General features: G+C 43.5%; 18 protein-coding genes and 1 tRNA gene. 5 read left to right on the plus strand and 14 right to left on the minus strand.

Going from position 1 to position 21847, the window contains the following annotated elements; all coding sequences use genetic code 11:
* Positions 1-483: 483 nt before the first annotated feature.
* Complete coding sequence (locus tag FXW07_RS18730; RefSeq protein WP_229397123.1) at positions 484-1248, minus strand: class I SAM-dependent methyltransferase; 765 nt, start codon at positions 1246-1248, stop codon at positions 484-486.
* Positions 1249-1662: 414 nt separating this feature from the next.
* Here FXW07_RS18730 and FXW07_RS18735 point away from each other — a divergent pair, with 414 nt between their 5' ends.
* The 5 genes from FXW07_RS18735 (at position 1663) to FXW07_RS18755 (ending at position 7323) form a co-directional block, all read left to right on the plus strand.
* Complete coding sequence (locus FXW07_RS18735; RefSeq protein ID WP_229397124.1) at positions 1663-2415, plus strand: class I SAM-dependent methyltransferase; 753 nt, start codon at positions 1663-1665, stop codon at positions 2413-2415.
* Positions 2416-2634: 219 nt separating this feature from the next.
* Positions 2635-4209, plus strand: a complete 1575-nt coding sequence (locus FXW07_RS18740; protein WP_229397125.1) for an ABC transporter substrate-binding protein — start codon at positions 2635-2637, stop codon at positions 4207-4209.
* A gap of 153 nt (positions 4210-4362) precedes the next feature.
* Positions 4363-4587: a hypothetical protein gene (locus FXW07_RS18745; RefSeq protein WP_229397126.1), complete on the plus strand. Its 225-nt coding sequence runs from the start codon at positions 4363-4365 to the stop codon at positions 4585-4587.
* A 487-nt stretch (positions 4588-5074) separates the two neighbouring features.
* Positions 5075-6160 carry a glycosyltransferase family 2 protein gene (locus FXW07_RS18750; RefSeq protein ID WP_229397127.1) on the plus strand — a complete coding sequence of 362 codons (1086 nt, stop codon included), beginning with the start codon at positions 5075-5077 and terminating at the stop codon, positions 6158-6160.
* Positions 6161-6621: 461 nt separating this feature from the next.
* Positions 6622-7323, plus strand: coding sequence for a glycoside hydrolase family 16 protein (locus tag FXW07_RS18755; RefSeq protein WP_229397128.1), 702 nt, complete (start codon positions 6622-6624; stop codon positions 7321-7323).
* Between the two features lie 201 nt (positions 7324-7524).
* On the opposite strand, the gene rpsJ is transcribed toward FXW07_RS18755, so the two are convergent.
* The 13 genes from rpsJ to FXW07_RS18820 form a co-directional block, all read right to left on the minus strand.
* Complete coding sequence (gene rpsJ / locus FXW07_RS18760; RefSeq protein WP_011021276.1) at positions 7525-7833, minus strand: 30S ribosomal protein S10; 309 nt, start codon at positions 7831-7833, stop codon at positions 7525-7527.
* 36 nt (positions 7834-7869) lie between these two features.
* A complete protein-coding gene (gene tuf, locus FXW07_RS18765) occupies positions 7870-9138 on the minus strand; it encodes a translation elongation factor EF-1 subunit alpha (RefSeq protein ID WP_229397129.1) in 1269 nt (422 codons plus the stop codon).
* A 353-nt stretch (positions 9139-9491) separates the two neighbouring features.
* Positions 9492-11684, minus strand: a complete 2193-nt coding sequence (locus FXW07_RS18770) for an elongation factor EF-2 (RefSeq protein ID WP_229397130.1) — start codon at positions 11682-11684, stop codon at positions 9492-9494.
* 69 nt (positions 11685-11753) lie between these two features.
* Complete coding sequence (locus tag FXW07_RS18775; RefSeq protein ID WP_229397131.1) at positions 11754-12320, minus strand: 30S ribosomal protein S7; 567 nt, start codon at positions 12318-12320, stop codon at positions 11754-11756.
* Positions 12317-12745, minus strand: coding sequence for a 30S ribosomal protein S12 (locus FXW07_RS18780; RefSeq protein WP_048121499.1), 429 nt, complete (start codon positions 12743-12745; stop codon positions 12317-12319). Before FXW07_RS18780 ends, FXW07_RS18775 begins: the two co-directional genes overlap by 4 nt.
* Before the next feature lie 106 nt (positions 12746-12851).
* Positions 12852-13277, minus strand: coding sequence for a NusA-like transcription termination signal-binding factor (locus FXW07_RS18785; protein ID WP_011308589.1), 426 nt, complete (start codon positions 13275-13277; stop codon positions 12852-12854).
* Positions 13278-13297: 20 nt separating this feature from the next.
* Positions 13298-13594, minus strand: a complete 297-nt coding sequence (locus FXW07_RS18790; protein WP_082091135.1) for a 50S ribosomal protein L30e — start codon at positions 13592-13594, stop codon at positions 13298-13300.
* A gap of 257 nt (positions 13595-13851) precedes the next feature.
* Positions 13852-15075, minus strand: coding sequence for a DNA-directed RNA polymerase subunit A'' (rpoA2, locus tag FXW07_RS18795; protein ID WP_229397132.1), 1224 nt, complete (start codon positions 15073-15075; stop codon positions 13852-13854).
* Entirely contained in the window at positions 15075-17717 is a 2643-nt protein-coding gene (locus FXW07_RS18800; protein ID WP_229397133.1) for a DNA-directed RNA polymerase subunit A', read from the minus strand. Before FXW07_RS18800 ends, rpoA2 begins: the two co-directional genes overlap by 1 nt.
* 12 nt (positions 17718-17729) lie before the next feature.
* Positions 17730-19544: a DNA-directed RNA polymerase subunit B gene (rpoB, locus tag FXW07_RS18805; protein ID WP_229397134.1), complete on the minus strand. Its 1815-nt coding sequence runs from the start codon at positions 19542-19544 to the stop codon at positions 17730-17732.
* Positions 19545-19558: 14 nt separating this feature from the next.
* Positions 19559-21211: a DNA-directed RNA polymerase subunit B'' gene (locus tag FXW07_RS18810; protein ID WP_346655682.1), complete on the minus strand. Its 1653-nt coding sequence runs from the start codon at positions 21209-21211 to the stop codon at positions 19559-19561.
* Between the two features lie 154 nt (positions 21212-21365).
* Complete coding sequence (locus FXW07_RS18815) at positions 21366-21602, minus strand: DNA-directed RNA polymerase subunit H (RefSeq protein WP_048121512.1); 237 nt, start codon at positions 21600-21602, stop codon at positions 21366-21368.
* Between the two features lie 88 nt (positions 21603-21690).
* Positions 21691-21767 (minus strand) — tRNA-Lys (locus FXW07_RS18820).
* Positions 21768-21847: the final 80 nt, after the last annotated feature.

Below are 21847 nucleotides of genomic sequence, written 5' to 3' on the forward strand. Positions count from 1 at the left end.
AAGTAGCGGAGCGTATCGATTTTAGWCAAAAAATTCAGTGAAACAMTTAACGGAGTAAAATAATTCTTTGGCATTCCTGCCAAAGAAATCATTTCTCAAGGATTATTACAGTTTATTTGAGCAGTTAGCAGAGAAAAGTGAAGTTTTAAGGACGGAAAAAATGAGAAATCACTAAATTATGAAACTGAGTCTATTAACACCAATATACATAAATATTTAATAAATAATTAACACTATTTTTAACTAAGTTATGTATAATGTATATTTAAAGTGTGTGATTTTATTCTATAGTTATGTAGATGATTTGATAAAATTCCGAGTTTTTTGAAATAGGAACTTTCCAATAAGCTGTATCAGTGAGTGGACAGCTACTCTGTCTTCGGGTTTAATCAGACCATGATTTTGAGAAGTACTGAGTGTATTTGTGAGATTCAGAGAGTCGCTGTCAAAGCCGAGATAAAAACACAAAAAATTAGAAGGTTTTTATTCGCTCTTAATTCCAGAAATCATGTATCGATTAGTTGATGAGCTGATTTTTCGGTACCATGTCAACTCTTTTTTCTGATATTCCTGAATTTTTGAGAGATCATGAACATAAATATTAGAAAGACCTGCACTGGAAAAATATACCTTTGCCTTTTCCTGCGCAACTCCCCCCATATTTGGAAGAGCCTTCTCCACCGAATCAATATAATGATACTTTTCCTTTCGCAGCTTTGGTGTGAATAATTTTTCTAATGTATAAGTCATTTCTCTCCTGAGCTTTGCAGACAACGTCCCGTTATCCCAGCATCCTTCAATAACAATAACAAAACCCCCAGGTTTGATAACACGTTTCCAATCTAAGAGAGCTTTTTCAGGATGCGGCAGAGTCCAGAGTAGATGACGGTTTACAACAACATCAAAAGTATTGTCCTCAAATTGTGTCTGTTCAGCATCCCCGATTTCAAATGTCATTGAAAGCCCGCACTCCTTTGCTTTTTCTCGCCCGATACTCATCATATTTTCTGAAAGATCGATTCCCTTGACACGGTGCCCCATCTCGGAAAGAACTAATCCCATTGCACCGGCCCCGCACCCAACATCCAGAACATCAAGAGGTTTGTCAGGCAGCCTGACGGAAAAAGCTTCTTTCCACAATTCTCTTTCTCCATATGTTTTCATTCCATGGTTTACGTGACAGTCATAATTCAAGGCTCCTTCATCCCAGTACTCTCTGATCTCTTTTTTTAATGTAGCATCCTCCATCTAACTCACCTTTACATTTTGCTTAGAATCCCATACAGAATATATATAAGTTATTTGCTATTTATCTTATTAAAATTATGAAATAAAGAGTATAACTAATAATTTATTGCTAATTATACTGATTTAAATACATAATCTTTATAAATAATAATACTAATTAATAATTTATTCTTACCTGATAAATGTAATTTTATGAAAAAAAGGTAAAAATTACAAACTGTCATACCGGCTCTCATAATATCAATTATCGTTACGCAATCATTACGAAGGTAATTTATGACGAGGTTCAGGCAGTTATTCAGGATGAGATGCCGTTAATCCCAATTAATTATGTTACAAACATTTTCGCTCTGGATAACAATGTTGTTCCGATAGAAACAGTGTTTAATGCTAATTTTATTCGAGGAATAGAAAATGAATGAAATATTAGAAATGAAAGACAAATTAGAAATGAAAGATAAAATTTTAGAATACTGGGACTACAGAAGTTCTGATTATCACACAGAATATGCCAAATGTATGGATGAGGAAATAAAGATCTGGAAATCTATTTTTTCTGAAATTCTACTAACGGATAAAAAAATCCGTGCAGTGGAAATTGGAACAGGACCCGGGATTCTTGCCATGTCTCTTGCTGCCATGGGGCATGATGTAACCGGTGTTGATTTGTCAGAAAATATGCTTGAAAAAGCAGCGAAAAATGCCAAAGAAAAAGGTGTAGATGTTTTGTTAGTACAGGGAGATGCAGAAAAAATTCCTCTAAATGATGGAGAGTATGATTTCGTTTTGAGCAAATATCTTCTCTGGACTCTGCCCCAACCGGATAAATTTATGGCTGAGTGTTGCCGGCTTTTAAAAGACGGTGGCCTTATGATGATAGTTGATGGTTTGTGGTTCCAGAACCCTGATGGGACAGAAAAGAAAAACAGTCGTTATGAAAAGTTTAATGAATTGTATTCTGGTGTTAAGCCGAATCTGCCTCTTGCGAAAAACAATACACCTGAGAGGATAACTGCCCTTGCACAATCTCATGGGTTTGATGCTGTTTCATGGAGGTTTTTGGAAGATTATGATGCATTCTTGGAACGAAATGATCCTTCTGGTCATGCCTCAAGTTATATCCAGCCTCCGCATATGGTTCTTGCAAAAAAAAGAAGTCATACTTGATTAATCTTTTTTTACTCTTCGTAGTTTTGTGTGACCAAGTTGTTGACTTAAGACATTAAACACCTTCAGAAGACTTTATTACTTACCCTTTTTTATCTGATGATTTTTATCCGCACGAAACCGCGAAGATCCGAATCTCAATTTCAGGAAAGTAAACAAAAAATTTACTTTAATTTATACTTTAGCTATGCTTTCACAGATTCGCACAGAGTGTAGGTTATGAAGAAAAATATTTCAAAATCACAGGAAATTATCCGGGCTTTCGTAGTGTCAGTTGTTGTACTTGCTGTAATTTTATGTGCCGGATGCGTACAAAGCGAAAATTCGGAAGAAAAGAATCTACGTATTGTTTTACACAGTGGCCCAGACACTGGTGGAAGCCTTGATCCTGCATATAAATGGGAAGGGTGGTATACCCGGCAGACAGGAATTTATGAAACACTGTTCTACTATGATACCGAGATGAAACTCCAGCCTGAACTTGCAACAGGCTATAAACAGTTAAACGATACCGAATGGGAAATTCAGCTCCGCAAAGGTGTAACCTTACATGACGGAACAAATATGAATGCTGATGCAGTCATTTATTCCATTAACCGTGTACTTGACCCATCAAACAGCCGTTCTGTCGAATACTCATTTTTGGACAGCGTTTACAAAACCGGAGAATATACGGTTGTAATTAAGACAAAAGAGCCATATGCTCCGGCAATATCTGCATTTGCCGATCCGGTTATGTCAATTGTAAGTCCAAACGCAGAAAACCTTGATACCAAACCAGTTGGAACAGGTCCCTTTAAGTTTGTCTCATTTGAATCTGGAGCCAGTATGGATCTGGTAAAGAATCCAGATTACTGGGGTGGAGAACCAAAAATTGATACTGTTTCCGTCCTCTTCAACTCAGATGGAGCTGCAAGATCGCTTATGATTATGTCAAAGGATATCGATATTTCCAGAGATTTCCAGCGCAGTGACTATGCAACCCTTGCTGCAAATCCTGATATCCAGATTGTATCCCAGGCAGGCCTTCGTACCTTCTTCCTGTATGTGAATGGCAATAAAGCACCATTCAATGACACCAGAGTCCGCCAGGCACTTTCTTATGTGCTTAACCGCCAGGAAATTGTCGATACAGCTTTAGAAGGAATCGGAGGGGTACCAGCTACTGGTATATTCTCAGGCTCGCTTCCATGGAATGCAAATGACCAACTTGCAACCTGTGATAACGACCAGAAAAAGGCACTTGAGTTATTTTCAGAGGCAGGAATCACAAAGGGTTCAGACGGGAAAATGTATTACAAAGGTGAACCTTTTTCAATTGAACTTCTGATTTATACCAAACGTTCTGCAAATCTTCCTACCGCTGAAGTAATAGTTGCACAATTAGAAAATTTTGGAATTAAATCAACAATCAGAGTTGTCGATTCCAGTACTATCCCATCTGAATGTAGTGCTGGAAATTATGAGCTCTCTTTGACAGATTGGGTTACAGCACCAAGCGGAGATCCTGACTATTTCCTTTCGCTTCACTATCTTTCAACAGGTTCCTATACTGCATGGACTGGTTACTCCAATCCCAAAGTTGATGAGTTGATTCTTAAGGCCAGGACAACATTTGATGCGGATGAAAGGTATAAACTCTATGACCAGGTCCAGGTATTGACTCAAAATGATATGCCATTAATTCCTATTTTCTATGGTACAGATGTTTTTGCTCTCAGTTCCAATGTAACCGGATTTGAGATATATCCAAATGAGCTGACGGTTCTGACATCAAAGATCGACCTGAAGTGAACGTGTTCAATAGAGACAATTGCCCGGGTTTATTTCATTAACCCAGGCAATTGCTGCTTTACTGAGATAATATATCAAAAGAACTACAATTCATCCAGAAAAGGATTATCATTAATACAACTGAATACAATTGTTTTTGCCTGTTTCTGCAATGTGACATCGGTTACAATGATGCAGGAACTCCTCCCCGGAAACGTTGACTTCGCATCAGGCTTTATTCTTGGGCTTTGTATGGGTGCTGGAGGAATAGGAACCGCGGTTATAGGATGGGCTGCTGATGTGATTGGGTCTCTTTCTGATACAATGTTTCTGTTGATTATTCCGACGATATTGTGCCCCTTTCTTGCATTGTTTTTTTGGTATCCAGCGGGAAATTAAAAATTACAACTCACAATAATCAAAGTTTAGATGGAGCATCTCGCTGCAAGCTAGCGGGGTATTCGACTGAAATAAATATTTATCCGGATAACATTTCTAAAAATACTACCATACATACAGGTGTTCAAAAACTTTTCCATATGCGGATGAGCCTGTAAAATACCTAACACCGGAACTGACAGTACCTGAATAGACTTTGAAATCGCCGAACTGGTGGGGCATCACATAAAAAGTGAACTTTATTCAAATGAAACTTGAATTTTTGTATAATCTGCAGTACTGTAATTTATTCCCCGTATATGTCAGTACAAAATTATCTATATATAGAAAAAATGTGAATTATTAATTCATAAGTTGTAATATATTGAAATAACTTGTCATATTAACATAAATCGTGTTATTATAAAATTAAGTTTTTGAAAGTTAGTAATTGAACTCTATTATCCCAGTGTATATAGTTAGGAGAAACTGCGAAATGGCAACTGTTATGCCCCAAAGAAACAACGTCATCGCGTTTGTGCCAGCTCATAATGAAGCGAATATAATTCGCTCGACCATAGAGTCAATTCTTACTCAAACTGTCAATGTCGATGTTCTTGTAATTAGCGATAATAGCACAGATAATACTGTAAGTATAGTAAGAAGTATGGCTGCCACCAATAGTCGTGTAAGTTTGATAGAAACTGTTGGAAATAAATATAAAAAATCTGGGGCATTGAACACTGCATATCAAAATGTAGATCTCGATTCTTATGATTATGTGTTGTCAGTAGATGGCGATACGGTTCTGGCTCCCGATCTTGTTGAACAAGCATTAGTTGAATTTCAGCTTGACCCTCTGCTTGGTGCCGTGTGCTCCCGTGCCGGTGTAGTCAAACAGGAAACTAATGGATTTTTTGAAAAGCTAGTATATCACTGGCAGTATGTCGAATATGCAGAGTTCGACAGAAGCCGAGTTAGTCAAGATAGAGGCATTAAAGTTGCTCATGGAATGTGCACGGCATATAAAGTAGAAGCAATAAAAGCAGTCATGGATAGGCGTATAGCTACTGGAAAACTCGATTGTGCTGTGTACGATGTGCATAACATTACCGAGGATTATGAGCTGACGGTGACCTTAAAAGAACTTGGTTATCATATTGCTGCCGGTTTTGGCATGTATGCCTGGACAGATGTCCCACTAAAACTAAAAGAGTTATGGAAACAACGGGTTCGCTGGCTTCGTGGCGGGCTTGATACATTATGGGAACATGGGTGGAATAAAAGCACCAGAAAAGACATCCTGAACGCTGGATTCTTCTGGATTATGCTTTCTTTCCAGATTATTCTGCTATATTATGCTCTGTATGACATAGTTAGGGGTGTTTATCTGCCCAATAGAGTGTTCATTCTGGTAATGAGTATAATGTACATAGACTGTGTTTACACACTTCGATATGTGCAAAATCCAAGTAAATGGGACTATCTTGTAAGAATGACATTTATTCCACAGCTATTTTATGCGTGGTTTACTATCGCCCAGCTAGTCTATGCATACTACTTGTTCCTCTTTAGACCGAATCAGGATTGGTAATATATGTTATGGATAAAGTACTTGCAAATGTTCATTTCCGTACTGATTTTGGCTGGCGTTTTTATAAAATTGTCAAGTGATGCGTATAAAACAAGAAGTTTACAGAAAAACAGGAATGGAATATTAAAATCAAACTGGAAAATACCTGACGAAATGATTCAAAAAGCAGATTTTAAATTTGACAAATCTGAAGTGCTGTTCATCGACAAATAGAGAATCAACAAAACTATATAGTTTATAATAGGTTTACTGATTCTTGTTTTTTGCTTCAGCAAAGTTTGATAACGTGGCTTCTACGACTTGCGAAGCTTAGTTTTTCATTTTGTAATTGCGAGGAATGTACTGTCAGGTTAAAGGGTTTCATGCATATTAGAGGCTCAACTGCATATGGAAAAATTTCTTAACACCCATAAACTTGACAGTACCTACATTCATAAAATATATTGGAGGGTAAAATAAAGATGGGTAAGCATTCAATACACATATTTCTTTTAATGACTGTTCTGATTTTAGCGATTTCATCATCGGTCAGCGCATACCCTTCGGTTGGAGTGCTCAACTGGAAGGGGCAAAATTGGTATTTGACTGATGGTAAAGCAAATCCTGGGCATAATTACTGGAATAATTCAGGTGCATGGGTAGATAATCAGAATAGACTGCACATGACAATCGTAAATAATAGTTATAGTTGGAAATGTACAATGTTAAGCAGCCAAAAGGAATATCTTTATGGTACGTTCACATGGACTGTAGACTCACCTGTTTACACTTTTGATAAAAATAGTGTCGTAGGGCTTTGTACCTATTTAGATGATTCCCATGAATTAAATATTGTAAATTCAAGATGGAGCGCGTCTAATGGCAGCAAACTCTGGTATTATATGGAACCTTCTAAAATTAGAGGAAATACTAAGGAGTATTTTGTTCCATCTAGCATCAACGGCACAAACGCAACATATAGGATTGAATGGGAACCAAATTATACCAGATTCACATCCACGGCAGCAGACGGAACGGTTATAGCAGACTACAACAACACAAATGTTTCTTCAATACCTCATGAACCCGAATATGTTATAATGAATCTATGGTTAACAAGTCCGCCGTCCAATGGAAAAAATATTGAACTTATAGTTAGTAATTTCACAGTTACTAACAATTGAAAAAATAGCGTGATTGATTGAATACACAAAAAAGACGAAATTTACATAAACGCTGGCGGAAAGGACGTCTGAATTGACGGCCGCCGGCAGATTCCTCATAAATTTATACTGAGGAAAATAATATATTCTAAAGTAAAGAAGTGAAAAGGAATTTGCAAGACCGGGTACAGAATGTTTCTGTAGCCTGTCTCTATTTCTCGATTATCCTTCGAGTACGATTTCAATATTGATATCTTTAGGAACCTGGATTCTCATAAGCTGGCGAAGTGCCCTTTCATCGGCTGCGATATCGATGAGACGCTTGTGTACACGCATCTCCCAGTGGTCCCAGGTTGCAGTTCCGTCTCCGCTCGGGCTTTTTCTTGTGGGAACTACAAGTTTCTTTGTGGGAAGCGGAACAGGCCCTGAAATGTTAACTCCTGTTCTTTCCGCAATAGATTTTACCTGATTGCAGACTCCGTCCAGATCTTTGGGGCTGATGCCTGACAATCTTATTCTAGCTTTCTGCATACCTTTTTTCTCCTTAAAAAATGAAAAAGGAGAGTGTTATTTCTGCTTAACACTCATGCACATGCCTGCGGCAATTGTCATACCCATATCACGGATAGCGAACCTGCCGAGCTGTGGAATTTCTTTTACTGGCTCAATTACCATCGGCTTTGTTGGTTTGATGGTAACGATTGCTGCATCTCCGGCCTTAAGGAAGGTCGGGTTTTCTTCCTTTACCTGCCCGGTCTTCGGGTCCAGCTTCTTGTTAAGCTCGATCAGCTGGCATGCGATCTGGGAGGTGTGGGCGTGGAAAACAGGGGTATATCCGGCAGTGATTGCGGATGGGTGCTGCAGAACGACAATCTGTCCTACAAACTCGTCAGCTACTTTTGGTGGGTTGTCAACATGGCCACAAACGTCTCCTCTGCGGACATCGGCCTTGCCAATACCACGAACGTTCCAGCCGATGTTGTCTCCTGGAAGGGCCTGTGGAATTTCTTCATGGTGCATCTCAATGGATTTTACTTCACCAGTTGCTCCGCCTGGCATGAAAACGACCTTGTCGCCCTTCTTCATGGTACCGGTTTCGACTCTGCCTACAGGCACAGTTCCAATACCGGAGATTGTGTATGCATCTTCCACAGGGATCCTGAGAGGGAGAGTGGATGGTTTTTCAGGCTGTTTGAGGTTGTCGAGGGCTTCCATCATGGTTACGCCCTTGTACCAGGGAGTCTTGTCACTGTGTTTTACGACATTATCCCCGTTGAATGCAGAGATAGGAATGAAGGGAATTTCAGCTGGCTTGAACCCGATCATCTTAAGGATACCGGATACCTGTTCCACGACTTCCTTGTATCTTTTCTCGCTGTAGTCTGAAGCATCCATCTTGTTGATTGCAACAATAAGCTGGTTGATACCGAGAGTTCTGGAAAGGAAGATGTGTTCCTTAGTCTGGGCCATTACACCATCAGGGGCTGCAACGACAAGGACAGCGGCGTCAGCCTGGGAAGCGCCTGTGATCATGTTCTTTACGAAGTCACGGTGGCCTGGACAGTCTACCACTGTGAAGTAGAACTTATCTGTGTCGAATCTCTTGTGAGCGATGTCGATTGTTATACCTCTTTCACGCTCTTCCTTAAGAGAGTCCATAACCCATGCGAAGGCGAAGGATTCCTTACCCTTCTGCTTTGCTTCTTCCTTATACTTCTCGATAATGTGTGCAGGTACAGCTCCTGCGTCATACATTAAGCGTCCGACGAATGTTGATTTTCCATGGTCAATGTGACCAATCACTGCTAAGTTCATGTGCGGTTTGTCTGCTGCCATATTATAATTCTCCTGTAATTCTGGATGAGTTTCATTCGTATATCAAATATTTACTATATTAAGATTAGGGCGGATCTCAATACTGATTCATCTTTTCTATATTCTTTTGTCCGATCAATATTGTTAGTTTTCTCTTTCCGGATACTCTCTTGAACCGCCACTTGGTAAATTTCCAGTAGTCTGGACTGCTTTCCCCAATATAGGCATACCTTATTTTAAAGTTTTCCGATTGGCCGTATTCCCAAACCAATAGGGATACTCTTCCCTTCCAGATCAGTCCGGGTACTCTTGTCTATCCTTTTCGAGGACAGATATATCCATAAAATATTAAGGAAAAGCGGAAAAGATTCCGCTTACATTGAAAGGAAGTCAGAAGCTTTGGGCAATTCTTTCTTCAGGCCCTTCCTTTCTCTGATCTGACCTACAATTTCATTCTGAATACTGGTAGGCACAGTGTCAAAGCCTCCGAATTCGGTGCTCCACATGGCACGTCCTTCAGTTGCAGACCTGATCTCACCTGCAAATCCGAACATCTCAGCTACAGGCACTCTGGCCTCAATAATTGCCAGGTCTCCTTCCGTACTCATGTTAAGAATAATTCCACGGCGGCCCTGCAGTTCCTTTGTTGCACCACCCATTAAAAGCTGGGGCACCTGAACAAAAACCTTCTGATAAGGTTCGAGCAGGGTGTCGTCTGCCGTAAGCATGCCTGCCTGAATAGCCTGCCTTGAAGCTGGAATGACCTGAGCCGGACCTCTGTGAATTGCGTCTTCGTGAAGCTTTGCATCTACAAGCACGCATTTCACGTTTGCTACAGGTTCCCTTGTAAGCGGGCCTGCACGCATGACTTCCTCAAACCCATCAAGTATGAGTTCCATTGTCTCGTTCAGGTACTGGATACCTTTGGTCATATCAATAAAGATATTGGAATTGAAAATCCCGACAATGCCTTTTGCTTCTTCTTTCTCCATTCCGAGATCGATGAGCTTCTGCCTGCGTTCAAGTTCAGGCAAATTCATATGGATATCACCGGACTTGATAGCATTGACAATCTCAAGGTCAAGGGGTTCCACATAGATATAGAACCTGTTGTGCCTGTTGGGTGACTTTCCTTCCATAGGTTCGATCTTTTTCTTAATGGTTTCCCTGTAAACGACAATTGGCTTGCTTGTGGTGATTTCCACATTCTTGTCTCTTTCGATCCTGTGGGCAATAACCTCAAGGTGAAGTTCTCCCATACCTGCCATCAGGTGTTCCCCGGTTTCCTCATCAAGAGTAATCTGAAGGGTTGGGTCTTCCTTTGCAACCTGTCTGAGCACTTCAATCAATTTAGGCAGGTCTTTGGTATGCTTTGCTTCCACAGCCACAGTCACTACAGGTTCACTCACGTGCCTGATGCTTTCGAAAGGCGCCATTCCATCAAGGGTTGTTACTGTGGACCCTACGATTGCTTCTTTTAAGCCGGTAACTGCAGCAATGTTTCCTGCAGGAATCTTGTCCACCTCAAGCCTTTCCGGACCCATGAAGATACTGACCTGCTGGACTCTGCTTTTCTTTGCAGTCCCTGAGGTAAAGACCTCCATACCGCGGCTAAAAGAACCGCTAAACAGCCTTCCTGTTGCAACTTCACCTGCGTGGGGGTCAACTGAAATGTCAGTTACCATGAACGCAAGGTCTCCGTCTGCATTTGCATGGGTCATTGAAGTTCCGATATCGGAGTTCTCGTCTCCATGCCAGATTACCTTTACCCTGTCCTTCTGTGCTTCAAGAGGGTTTGGCAGGAAGTGAATAACCATATCAAGAACAGCTTCGTGTAGAGGACACTTTTCTGCCAGGGACTTCATGTCTCCAGCCTTACAGAACTCATACACGTCATTAAAAGAGACCCCGGTTTTCTTCATCATGGGCACACTGATTGCCCAGTTATAAAGGGCTGACCCAAAAGCAACAGTACCGGCTGCAGCATCAACTCTCCAGCCTGCCTTGTACTTTTCAGGGTTCATGTTCTTGATGAGCTTGTTCACGTGGTCAATGACTTTTCCAAGGCGGACCTGCATTTCCTGGGAATCGACCTGGAGCTCATTGATCAGCCTGTCAACCTTGTTAACGAAAAGTACAGGCCTGACATGTTCCCTGAGTGCCTGCCTTAGAACGGTCTCGGTCTGGGGCATTGTACCTTCAACTGCGTCCACGACAACAACAGCCCCATCCACAGCTCTCATGGCACGAGTGACGTCCCCACCAAAGTCGACGTGTCCGGGAGTATCGATCAGGTTAATCAGGTAGTCTTCGTTATCAAAAGTGTGAACCATGGAAACGTTGGAGGCATCGATTGTAATACCTCTTTGTTGTTCCTCTTCGTCGGAGTCCATGAATAACTGTCTGCCTGCAAGTTCCTTGGAAATCATGCCGGCACCGGCTAACAGGTTGTCCGATAATGTAGTTTTTCCGTGGTCAATGTGCGCAACGATCCCGATATTTCTTATCTTTACCGGTTCATTCATGAGCGACGTTACGCGCTCGACCATTTTCTTCCTTCGTCCCATGCTAATACCTTGTAAACAAATTTAATCTAGATTTATAATTTCTTATATCGAGGCAACCCGCATAAGCGATTAACGTGCTGCCTTTGCTACTCTTTCCTTTGCATCCTTCCTGTTGATAGCGAAGGACTTCGTGTCACGATTTGCAGCGCCTATTAATTCAGTTGCCAGACATTCCGCAACCGAGCGTTTGGATTTGAAGGCTGCGTTGTTGGTTCCCATACTGATGTAGCGCAGAGCTGTGTCCACACGCCTCTGGGGTGCAGTGTCTACTGCTTTTGGCACGGAGATTCCGCCGTACTTAAGCCTCACTACTTCTTCCCTGGGACCTGCGTTGGCAATGGCATCCACAAGCACCTGGATAGGGTTCTGCTTGGTTTTCTTGTTCACGATGTCGAAAGCTTCTTCAACGGCGCTGAGAGTCTTCTGCTTCTTTCCTGTGTTTACCTCGGTCCTCATCAGGTTATTTGCCAGACGTTCTACAATAGAAATTTCTGATTTGTTAAACTGCTGCCTGGCATGCTTTCCACTGCTGTGAGGAACAATAACAGGAGTAAGACTGACATAGCGCTTAATTCCTAGGTCTCGGACTTCAACTTCAGTCGGGTCCCATTTGCCGAATATCTTCAAGAAAATCATCTCCTGGGTTTTTCCAATCTGCCGATGACCATCTGGTTCAGGGACACGTTATTTACGGCAATAACTTTGAAGCGTACGCCCGGAATATCACCCATAGCACCACCCATGCGGCCTCCAATCCTTTCCACAGTCACTTCATCGTGTTCATCAATGAAATTCACTGCGCCGTCTCCAGGACAGAAAGCAGTTACCTGACGCCCGTTTTTAATGAGCTGGATTCTTACGCACTTGCGGATAGCTGAGTTTGGCTGCTTTGCTTCAACTCCTACCTTTTCTAACACAATACCCCGACCCTGCGGCGCACCACCAAGCGGATCGGCTTTCACATTCAGCCCAAGAACTCGCCTGCCGTAGTATGTATCTTTCCAGCGGGCATTTTTCCTGGTTTGTTTGAGAATATTAGCTGCATATTTTCCTTTAGCCATTGTTAATTTCTCCAAATTCGAAATTGATCTCAGTTTTCTAGAGGCATACTGGATGCCAGATTGTCCTTCAACGCCGGATTAATGGATCAATGTAAATTAAGTTAGATTACTGCAGGATCACATCTTCTATATTATGATGGCGACGGGCAAGCATCTTTACTTTTTCTATATTTTTCCCATTGCGGCCTATGGCAAGCCCCTTCTCTTTATTGGGTACCTCTACATAAGCTAATCGCTTGCCATTTTTGTTTATAATGTTTACCGAACTCACGGAAACAGGTCCGAAGGCGTTCTTCAGGAAGGTGACAGGTTCATCTGAATATTCCACAAGTTCTATTGGTTTGTCCAGAGCCTTTTTAACACGGTTTATATTCTCCCCATTTCTGCCTATAGCAAGTCCCATATCACCCTGTTTTACGACATATACGAGCCTTTCCTCTTCAGGAATGCAGTCGAGGATTTTAGCTCGTGTCATATTTTCAAATAACGCAATGTACTGGATGCTTTCTGCAGTAAGTCTTATTTCACCCAAGACGTTGCCAACTCCTTCTGTTAAACTGTAGCAGCCAGGATATCGGATTCTCCTACTTCGAGGATTGCCATGGCTGCAATCGTAAAGGGCTTACCGCATACGGGCCCGAGTTCTACACTTGTGCCTTCGTATTCCAGGACAGGGACATTTGTTGCCTGAACTTTCTTTTTAATTTCTTCGGGGCAGTTTGATGCCAGGACCACCATTTTTGCAGAACCATCTACAGCTGCATCCACGGTCCGGTTGGCTCCAACTATTACTTTTCCTGTTTTCACAGCCTTGATAAGAGATTTGTCAACATTGATCTTCATTTTCATCAACTCTGTCTCAAATGAGCTCGTCTACTCTATCTCTTTCCTAATAAAGATTTTCCAAGCTCGGTGAATATATGGTACTCTAAATACCTGATGCCTTATATTTATTTTCTGGTTATGATCCTCACAGACTCGAGTTTCTGCATCAGGATTTTCCGAGTTTTGTAAAGGTAATGAATACCTGATCTGAAGTGGTCTTCTATCAGGCTACGAATTTAAATAATTAGAGGTTGAGTTTCAGATTTTTTGCCCTGAAACATTCACTCTTCTGCTGCTTCTGCCGCTTCTGCTGCTTCTGCCGCTTCTACTGCTTCTTCGATTTCATCTCTTCTTCTGGTTATAAGATGCACGTCTCCGGTACCCATACGGATAGGCTGGCCTACGATAATATTTTCCGTGACCCCCTGGAGCTGATCCACATCACCGCGCATCCCTGCATCCAGCAGGTGATTTACCGTAACTTCAAAAGCTGCACGTGCAAAGACACTTGCCTTTTCACCTGAAATTCCATGCCTTCCTATCTGTTTTACTTCCCCGTCACAGGTCATAAGATCAGACACGAGCATAATATGTCGGATGTCCACAGTAAGACCCTGTTCACGCAGGGTATCTGTCGCTTCCTTAATAATCGCATTCCTAGCAGCTTCTATCCCAAGCACTTCATAAATTTCATTAATATTATTTGTACTTGTTCTTGTCTTGTCCACACCTTCGAACTGAAGCACTTCACGCAGGGCCGAACCTTCAGTATAGAGTGTATATTCTTCCCCTTCCTTACGGACTACCACACGCTTGATCCCTTCTATTCCTTTCAGGGTGACATTGTGGATACTTTTTGCAAGCTGGAGAAGCTCCCTGTAAGAAGGCTCTCCCGGGGCAATGACAATCTGGTTGTCTATATCCGGGGAAATGGTAACCATTACATTCAATTCTTCATTGAACCTTTCTTTTACCTGGTCTATAGTAATATTCCTGCCTTCCATCGCCTTCTCATGCAGGTCAATTATCAATTTCATCTGGGAAAGGTCAGTGGTCACATCAGCAATATGGTCGATTTTCGTTGCTTCAATTTCCCAGGCAAGGGCTCTTGTTTTTTCCCTGTCGTAAGCATAATCTTCAGGATTATCTTTAGAAAGGGCAATTGTCATCATAGGAGTACTCGGAATTTTTCGAGCATCCACAATTTCTATAAGACGGGGCAGACCGAGAGTAACGTTAATCTCAGCCACACCAGCGTAGTGGAAGGTACGCATTGTCATCTGGGTACCCGGTTCCCCTATAGACTGGGCTGCAACCACCCCGGCAGCATCACATGGCTCAATGCATGAGGTCTGATACTCTTCCATTACCTGTTCTATAATCTCTTCCATTTCCTTCTTACTTACTCCCGCTTTGATGACATCTTCCCTGAGAGTATTAAGGATATTCGAAGGGAGAGGCAGATCCTTTATCATACTATCGATTGTACTTTCACTAATACTCATCAGGCCACCTCCCGGCTTGCTACAGAACGGACAATCCTGTGAATTGTATCGGGTTTGCTGAAATCGCTTTTTGTAGGGTTAATCCCATCTTCCCCATATTTAAACTGCACGAGCACACCTCTGGTATCCCTGACTGTAAGGTCATACTGGACTTCCAGGTCCTGGAGCGCATTGACAAGCCTTCTCTGCAGGTACCCTGATTGCGATGTCCTGACTGCAGTGTCCACAAGACCTTCCCTACCACCAATTGCATGGAAGAAATATTCAGTCGGGTTAAGCCCGCTTTTGTAACTTGCCTTTACGAACCCGTGAGCGTCAGAACCCAGGTCCCCCTTCTGGAAATGGGGCAGTGTCCTACCTTCATATCCTCTGCGGATACGTTCACCACGCACGGCCTGCTGGCCAACACAGGCTGCCATCTGAGTAAGGTTCAGAATGGAACCTCTGGCCCCTGAACGGGCCATGATAACTGCCGGGTTTTCAAGTCCCATATGGCTGTCTGCTATGTTACCTGTCTCGTCTCTGGCCTTTCCAAGCTTCTGCATGATGCTCATTTCAATTGTCTCATCAAGGGTTCTTCCAGGAAGAGGTTCAAGTTCCTTATTCTGGTAAGACTTGATGAGGTTCTGCACAGCATCTTCAGCTTTGCCGAGGACTTCATTGATCTGGATCCTGGCTTCTTTCGGAATATCTTCATCAGCGATTCCGAAACTCAGACCTGTCCTCATGATAGCCCTAACTGCAAGCATGGTCATATTATCTATGAAATGGGCTCCGGCTTCAGGGCCTATTTCCTTGATAATACGGTCCTGAACTTTTCCTTTGAAGGCTCCGATGGCTGCCTCGTCTATCGTTCCTTTAATGAGTTCTCCATCACGGATTACCACATAGGCATCGTTCGGGCACTCCTCTTTCTTGCAGACATCACAGTGTGAGCAGACCTGGGCTGCAAACTGTGTATTCAGGTTTTTAGGCAGGATCTGGCTGAAGATCTGTTTTCCTGTCCAGTAGGGCTTTCCTTCTGAATCGTGCCCTGCAGGAGAAGGCAGATCTCGGATATTGCTCTTCCGGAGCATATCATAAGCATCATTTTCATAGATCTGATTTTCAAAACGTGTCAGCAGGAAAAGCCCTGAAATATGGTCATGGATACCGCCTATAATAGGACCGCCGAAACGTGGGGAAAGAATGTTCTCCTGAACCTGCATCAGAATCTTTGCCTCAGCCCTGGATTCTTCGGTCTGAAGGGCGTGCATGTTCATCTCGTCCCCATCAAAGTCAGCGTTATATGGAGGGCATACAGCAGGATTCAGCCTGAAGGTCTTATTCGGAAGTACTTTCACAGAATGAGCCATAATACTCATCTTGTGGAGAGATGGCTGCCTGTTGAAGAGTACAATATCCCCATCCTTTAACTGGCGCTCAACTACCCATCCGAATTCCAATTTTTCGGCAAGGTCGTCTTTGTTTACATTTGTAACTTTTATACGCCTGCCATCGGGACGCAGTACATAATTTGCTCCGGGGTGTATATCCTCCCCATTTCGCACGTAAATCTTGAGCTGTTCTATATTCCTTGGTGTTACCACCGAGGGCATTGTCAGGATCCTTGCAATGGGCATCGGAACCCCTACCTCATTAATGCTCAGGTTTGGGTCCGGAGAAATTACCGTACGGGCTGAGAAGTTAACACGTTTACCTGACAGACTTCCTCTAAAACGACCTTCCTTACCCTTTAAACGCTGAGAAAGGGTCTTTAATGGCCTGCCTGACCTGTGCCTTGCAGGAGGTATCCCTGAGACAGAATTGTCAAAGAAGGTTGTAACGTGATACTGAAGGAGTTCCCAGAGGTCCTCAATAATAAGCTGAGGAGCGCCAGCTTCCCTGTTTTCCTGGAAGCGCTGGTTAATTCTGATAATATCTACGAGTTTGTGGGTCAGGTCGTCTTCACTGCGCTGCCCGGATTCAAGGGTAATCGAAGGACGGACCGTAACAGGAGGTACGGGCAAAACCGTAAGAATCATCCATTCAGGCCTTGCGTTCTTCGGGTCCATTCCTATAACCCGAATATCGTCGTCAGGGACATTCTCAAAACGGTCCCTTATCTCTGTAGGGGTCAGCTTCTCCCCGTTTTCGAGATACTCGCTGGGTTTTTCAAATTTAATTTCCAGCTGTTCCTCGTTACAGTAGGGGCAGGTCTTTACTTTGCTGGCCTCCTTATAAGCCTCGTTAATCAGGTCATCAGGCATATGTCCGATTTCCTCAATGCCTATAAGCTGGTCCAGAAAATGCTGTTTCTGTGCAGAGTCAAGCAGAAGCCTGCTACATTTTCTGCAGGTTGCCCTGAGAAGTTTTCGGATTACTTTATTGAAGCCAACGTGAACCACCGGGGCTACAAGTTCAATGTGCCCGAAGTGTCCAGGACATTCGCCTGCTCGCCCTGAACAGGTCTTGCAGCGAAGCCCGGGGTCAATAACTCCAAGCCTCGTGTCCATAAGCCCCATGTCAATTGGAAATCCGTCATCGTCGTAAGTGTCGGCTGTGATGATAGGAGTTGAACTCATTTTACGGATCTCTTTTGGAGACAGTAAGCCGAATTTAATAGAAGCAATTCTTTTCGGAATTGGAGGTACATTTGCCATATCCGCCTCACCTCATACCGCATCTTCAAGTTTAAGCCTGGGCGCAACTCCCAGGGATTTGATTTCGTCCAGCAGCAGCTTGAATGCATAGCTCATTTCCACAGGGTATATATCCGTGTCAGCCCCGCAGGTTGAGCAGAAAGAGACATTTCGCTGCTTATCATACGTTGCAATCATTCCACAGTGAGAGCAGACAAGTTCCACAACCTTGTCCGACTCGTCAAGCAGCCTTTCTTTTAATGACATGGCAGCTCCGTGCCCTACCAGCACATCACGCTCCATTTCTCCGAATCTGAGACCACCTTCTCTGGCTCGGCCTTCGGTTGGCTGGCGGGTAAGCACCTGTACAGGTCCACGGGACCTTGCGTGCATTTTCGAAGTAACCATATGGTGCAGTTTCTGGTAGAGAATAACCCCAACAAAGACATCTGCAGGGATCATCTTGCCGGTTGCTCCATCGTAGAAAATTTCTTTTCCGGTATGGGCAAACCCGTGCTTTTTCAGGGCTTCTCTGAGGTCTTCTTCGTTCTCCCCTGAGAAAGCTGTTGCATTAACCCGTCTGCCTTCCATAGAACCTACTTTTCCCCCAATCATTTCCAGGACGTGACCTACAGTCATACGGGAAGGAATTGCATGTGGGTTGATCATCAGGTCCGGAGTCAGGCCGGATTCCGTAAACGGCATATCTGCAATCGGGACTTTCAGGCCGATAACTCCTTTTTGCCCGTGCCTTGAAGCGAATTTGTCCCCAATGTCAGGAATCCTTTCATCTCTTACTTTTACTTTGGCGAGCCTGGTTCCGTTAATGGATTCAGTCAGGATGACCGTGTCAACAATTCCGGTTTCATTTGACCGCATTGTGATCGAGCTTTCTCTCCTCTGCTCGACTGAAATCCCGAAGTCTGATGGTTCTTCAAGGAACCTTGGTGGACTGGTCTTTCCGATAAGCACGTCGTTGGGGCCTACAGGGGTTTCGGGATTTACAAGCCCGTCTGTATCCAGGTTCGCATAGGCTTCTGCACTGCGCGCTCCACGGTATTCGGAGTCAGGGATCTCGAACTTATCTTCCTGTCCACCCGGGTACCTGCGTTCTTCTCCTTCAAAAGTCCTGAGGAAGTGACTTCTTCCGAGACCTCTTTCAATTGAGCCTTTATTGAAAATCAGAGCGTCTTCAATGTTATATCCTTCATAAGACAGAATCGCGACCACGAAGTTCTGGCCCGCAGGCCTGTCATCAAAACCTATTGCTTCCGAGGTCCTGGTTCTGGTCATTGCCCTCTGAGGGTAGTGAAGGACATGGGCACGGGTATCAGGTCTGAGCTTCTGGTTTGCAGTTGCAACCCCGATACACTGTTTGATCATGGCTGCACCCATGGTGTTACGCGGAGATGCATTATGTTCAGGATAAGGCACCATTCCCGTAGAGATTCCAAGAATAAGTTCAGGGTCAATCTCCATGTGAGTGTGCTTCGAAGTAATGTCAGCTTCGTAGAGCGCGATGTAGGCATTTTCCTCTTCTTCGGCATCGAGATACTCTATACAGCCTTCTTTTACCAGGTCGTCAAAAATGATTTCTTTATTCTTAAGTTTCTCTACGTGCTCTGGAGTTACCTTTAGAGCTCCGTTCTCCACAACTAAAAGGGGCCTTCTTGCTCTGCCCATGTCGGAGTTTATAATAACTTCTCTTGTATTGCTGTTAAGAGCGACATTGACCTGCCTGGATATGAACCCCTGCCGCCTCATCTTTCTAAGCTCGTCCACAAGTTCCGCAGGGTTATCGTGGGTCCCGACAAGCTCCCCGTTTATGAATACTTTTGCTTTAGTCATCTGGCATCGACCCCTCAATCACCGAACATTGATCCGGCATCGTCCATATCTGAATAATCGTAAAACTCATCATCTTTGAATTTGCTTTCGCTTTCCGAAGGCTCTTCATATTCTTCAACAACCTCTTCTCCGAACTCATCAAGTATGGTTTCTTTTATTTTGACCGGGATTTCCGGTACCTTTACAACCACGCGCTCGACATTCAGGTCATGAAGGATTTTCTTTATCCCATCGATATTTTCGATACCTGTTGAAAGTTCAACCATCTCGGCAAAGTTTTTCACCAGGCCACAGTTCGGGCCTTCAGGAGTTTCCGAAGGGCAGAGCCTTCCCCACTGGGTTGCATGCAGGTCTCGGGCCTCAAAGTGAGGCTGGGCTCGTGAAAGGGGCGAAATTACCCGGCGCAGATGGGAAAGCGTGGAGATATAGTCGTTTCTATCAAGGAGCTGAGATACACCTGTTCGTCCTCCAACCCAGTTTCCGGTTGCCAGAGGGTGCTGCAGGCGGTCAGTCAACACATCGGCCCTGACTATTGTTGCGACGTTCAACTCCCTGTTTCTCATATTTGCGCGCTCGAGCTGGTATTTTATATCTCTTGCAAGCCTGTTGAAGGATACCCTGAAGAGGTCTTCCATCAGGTCTCCTGCGAGTTTTAGCCTTTTATTTGCATAGTGGTCTTTATCATCTTCCGAACGCTTGCCAAGGGCCAGCTCAAAACAGGACTCAGCCATTCTTGCAAGGAAGTGAGCCTTAGAGATCCTGTCTCTCATGTCGTTTCCAAGATGAGGGAACAGATACCTGTCAATAACGTAGTTTGCTCTTTTTATCTGGTATTCCTTGGCCTGACCTGCAGCGACCCGGGCCCCGATTTTCTCGATTGCTTCTTCCTGGGTCTCGACTTCGGCTTCTTCAAGGTTTTCCAGCATGAACTTAATAATTTCGGGATCGCTTGAAACTGCATTTACAATATCTTCGTCAGTTACAATTCCAAGAGCTCTCATCAGGGTAATGAAGAAAACTCTGCCTGAAATAGAAGGGAAAGAAACCTCAAGCAGGGACTTTCGTCCTCTTTCTACGATTACGAGAGCCCTGTATCCGCGTTTTTGTGAGAAGACCTTTGCGACCTCTATCATATCGCCGTATCTCTCGCCATACTCTACTAGAATTTTGTTCGGGGCGAGGTCTTCAAGGGTCATAACCACCCTTTCGGTACCGCCGATAATGAAATATCCCCCAGGGTCAAGAGGATCTTCTCCATACCGTACTTTTTCGGTTTCGCTAAGCCCTGGAAGGTTACATATCTTGGATTTGACCATGATAGGAAGCTGCCCTATTTTTGCTTCCATTACTTCAGACTCAACTCCTTCTTTTACCACGCTCATTTCGAGGTAGAGAGGACCTGAGTATGAAAGGTTCCTGAGCCTTGCCTCGTTGGGATAGAGTTTTTCGATTGCCCCGTCGGCTTCCTTTACCACAGGATGTTCTACCCGGATTTTTCCAAGTTTGAGGTAGGTATCCTCGATATCGGTTTCTATTGTTCTCTGTTCATCTATGATTTTTTGCAGCCCGTAATCTATAAACTTGTTAAATGAGTCTATATGGTGCTGCACTATCTTGTCCCGTGTAAAATAAGCCTGCGACAGTATACTTGTTTCTAACGCGATGATAGCACCCTCTTTGCTTTATTAAAATGAAAATCAAGAGATTCTGATCCTTGGATCGATGTGCAACTGTTGAGTTTTGCCATACGATGGTGCATGGAATTCAAAAAGGCATTCCGTAAAGAAAATTTGATCATACAAGCGGTTTACTCCCCTCCGCTTATTCGATCACAAGTCTGTAGTAATCTGCCTCCCCTGCAGTTTGACTTTTTCTTGTGATTTTCACTACGTCTCCAACAACAGCTCCTATTTCCTTACAAACAGGGTCGTGCACTTTGATTTTCGGAAGTTGCTCCTTTTCAATGGAATACTTGCTTAAAACAGACTTTAACTCGCCTTCAGGCATGATTTCATGTTTAGGGACCGACTCATGGTCGAGCAGGCTGAATTTTGTCAAATCCTTTCCTCCAAAAATAAAGTATTCAAAAAATTTGTCAGATCATTTCTCCCGTGGATGGCCTTTCCGCCGGGTATAATTAAGAACATGGCGGGCCCGTAGGGATTTGAACCCTAGGCCGACTGGTTAAAAGCCAGTCGCTCTGCCTGACTGAGCTACGGGCCCAGTTGCTTTTTTCTTCACTTTACTTTTTTGCACCTGGATATTTTTTCATGCTACCCTGCTGCCCCGCTGCCTCAGGGAGC

This window comes from Methanosarcina sp. DH1, from assembly GCF_020804205.1.
Lineage (GTDB): Archaea > Halobacteriota > Methanosarcinia > Methanosarcinales > Methanosarcinaceae > Methanosarcina > Methanosarcina vacuolata.

Bases quoted from the DNA above. Each gene is read 5' to 3' on its own strand.
- FXW07_RS18730 (WP_229397123.1), bottom strand. From the start codon at position 1,248: ATGGAGGATGCTACATTAAAAAAAGAGATCAGAGAGTACTGGGATGAA.
- FXW07_RS18735 (WP_229397124.1), top strand. From the start codon at position 1,663: ATGAATGAAATATTAGAAATGAAAGACAAATTAGAAATGAAAGATAAA.
- FXW07_RS18740 (WP_229397125.1), top strand. From the start codon at position 2,635: ATGAAGAAAAATATTTCAAAATCACAGGAAATTATCCGGGCTTTCGTA.
- FXW07_RS18750 (WP_229397127.1), top strand. From the start codon at position 5,075: ATGCCCCAAAGAAACAACGTCATCGCGTTTGTGCCAGCTCATAATGAA.
- FXW07_RS18755 (WP_229397128.1), top strand. From the start codon at position 6,622: ATGGGTAAGCATTCAATACACATATTTCTTTTAATGACTGTTCTGATT.
- rpsJ (WP_011021276.1), bottom strand. From the start codon at position 7,833: ATGCAGAAAGCTAGAATAAGATTGTCAGGCATCAGCCCCAAAGATCTG.
- tuf (WP_229397129.1), bottom strand. From the start codon at position 9,138: ATGGCAGCAGACAAACCGCACATGAACTTAGCAGTGATTGGTCACATT.
- FXW07_RS18770 (WP_229397130.1), bottom strand. From the start codon at position 11,684: ATGGGACGAAGGAAGAAAATGGTCGAGCGCGTAACGTCGCTCATGAAT.
- FXW07_RS18775 (WP_229397131.1), bottom strand. From the start codon at position 12,320: ATGATTTTCTTGAAGATATTCGGCAAATGGGACCCGACTGAAGTTGAA.
- FXW07_RS18780 (WP_048121499.1), bottom strand. From the start codon at position 12,745: ATGGCTAAAGGAAAATATGCAGCTAATATTCTCAAACAAACCAGGAAA.
- FXW07_RS18790 (WP_082091135.1), bottom strand. From the start codon at position 13,594: ATGAAAATGAAGATCAATGTTGACAAATCTCTTATCAAGGCTGTGAAA.
- rpoA2 (WP_229397132.1), bottom strand. From the start codon at position 15,075: ATGAGTATTAGTGAAAGTACAATCGATAGTATGATAAAGGATCTGCCT.
- FXW07_RS18800 (WP_229397133.1), bottom strand. From the start codon at position 17,717: ATGGCAAATGTACCTCCAATTCCGAAAAGAATTGCTTCTATTAAATTC.
- rpoB (WP_229397134.1), bottom strand. From the start codon at position 19,544: ATGACTAAAGCAAAAGTATTCATAAACGGGGAGCTTGTCGGGACCCAC.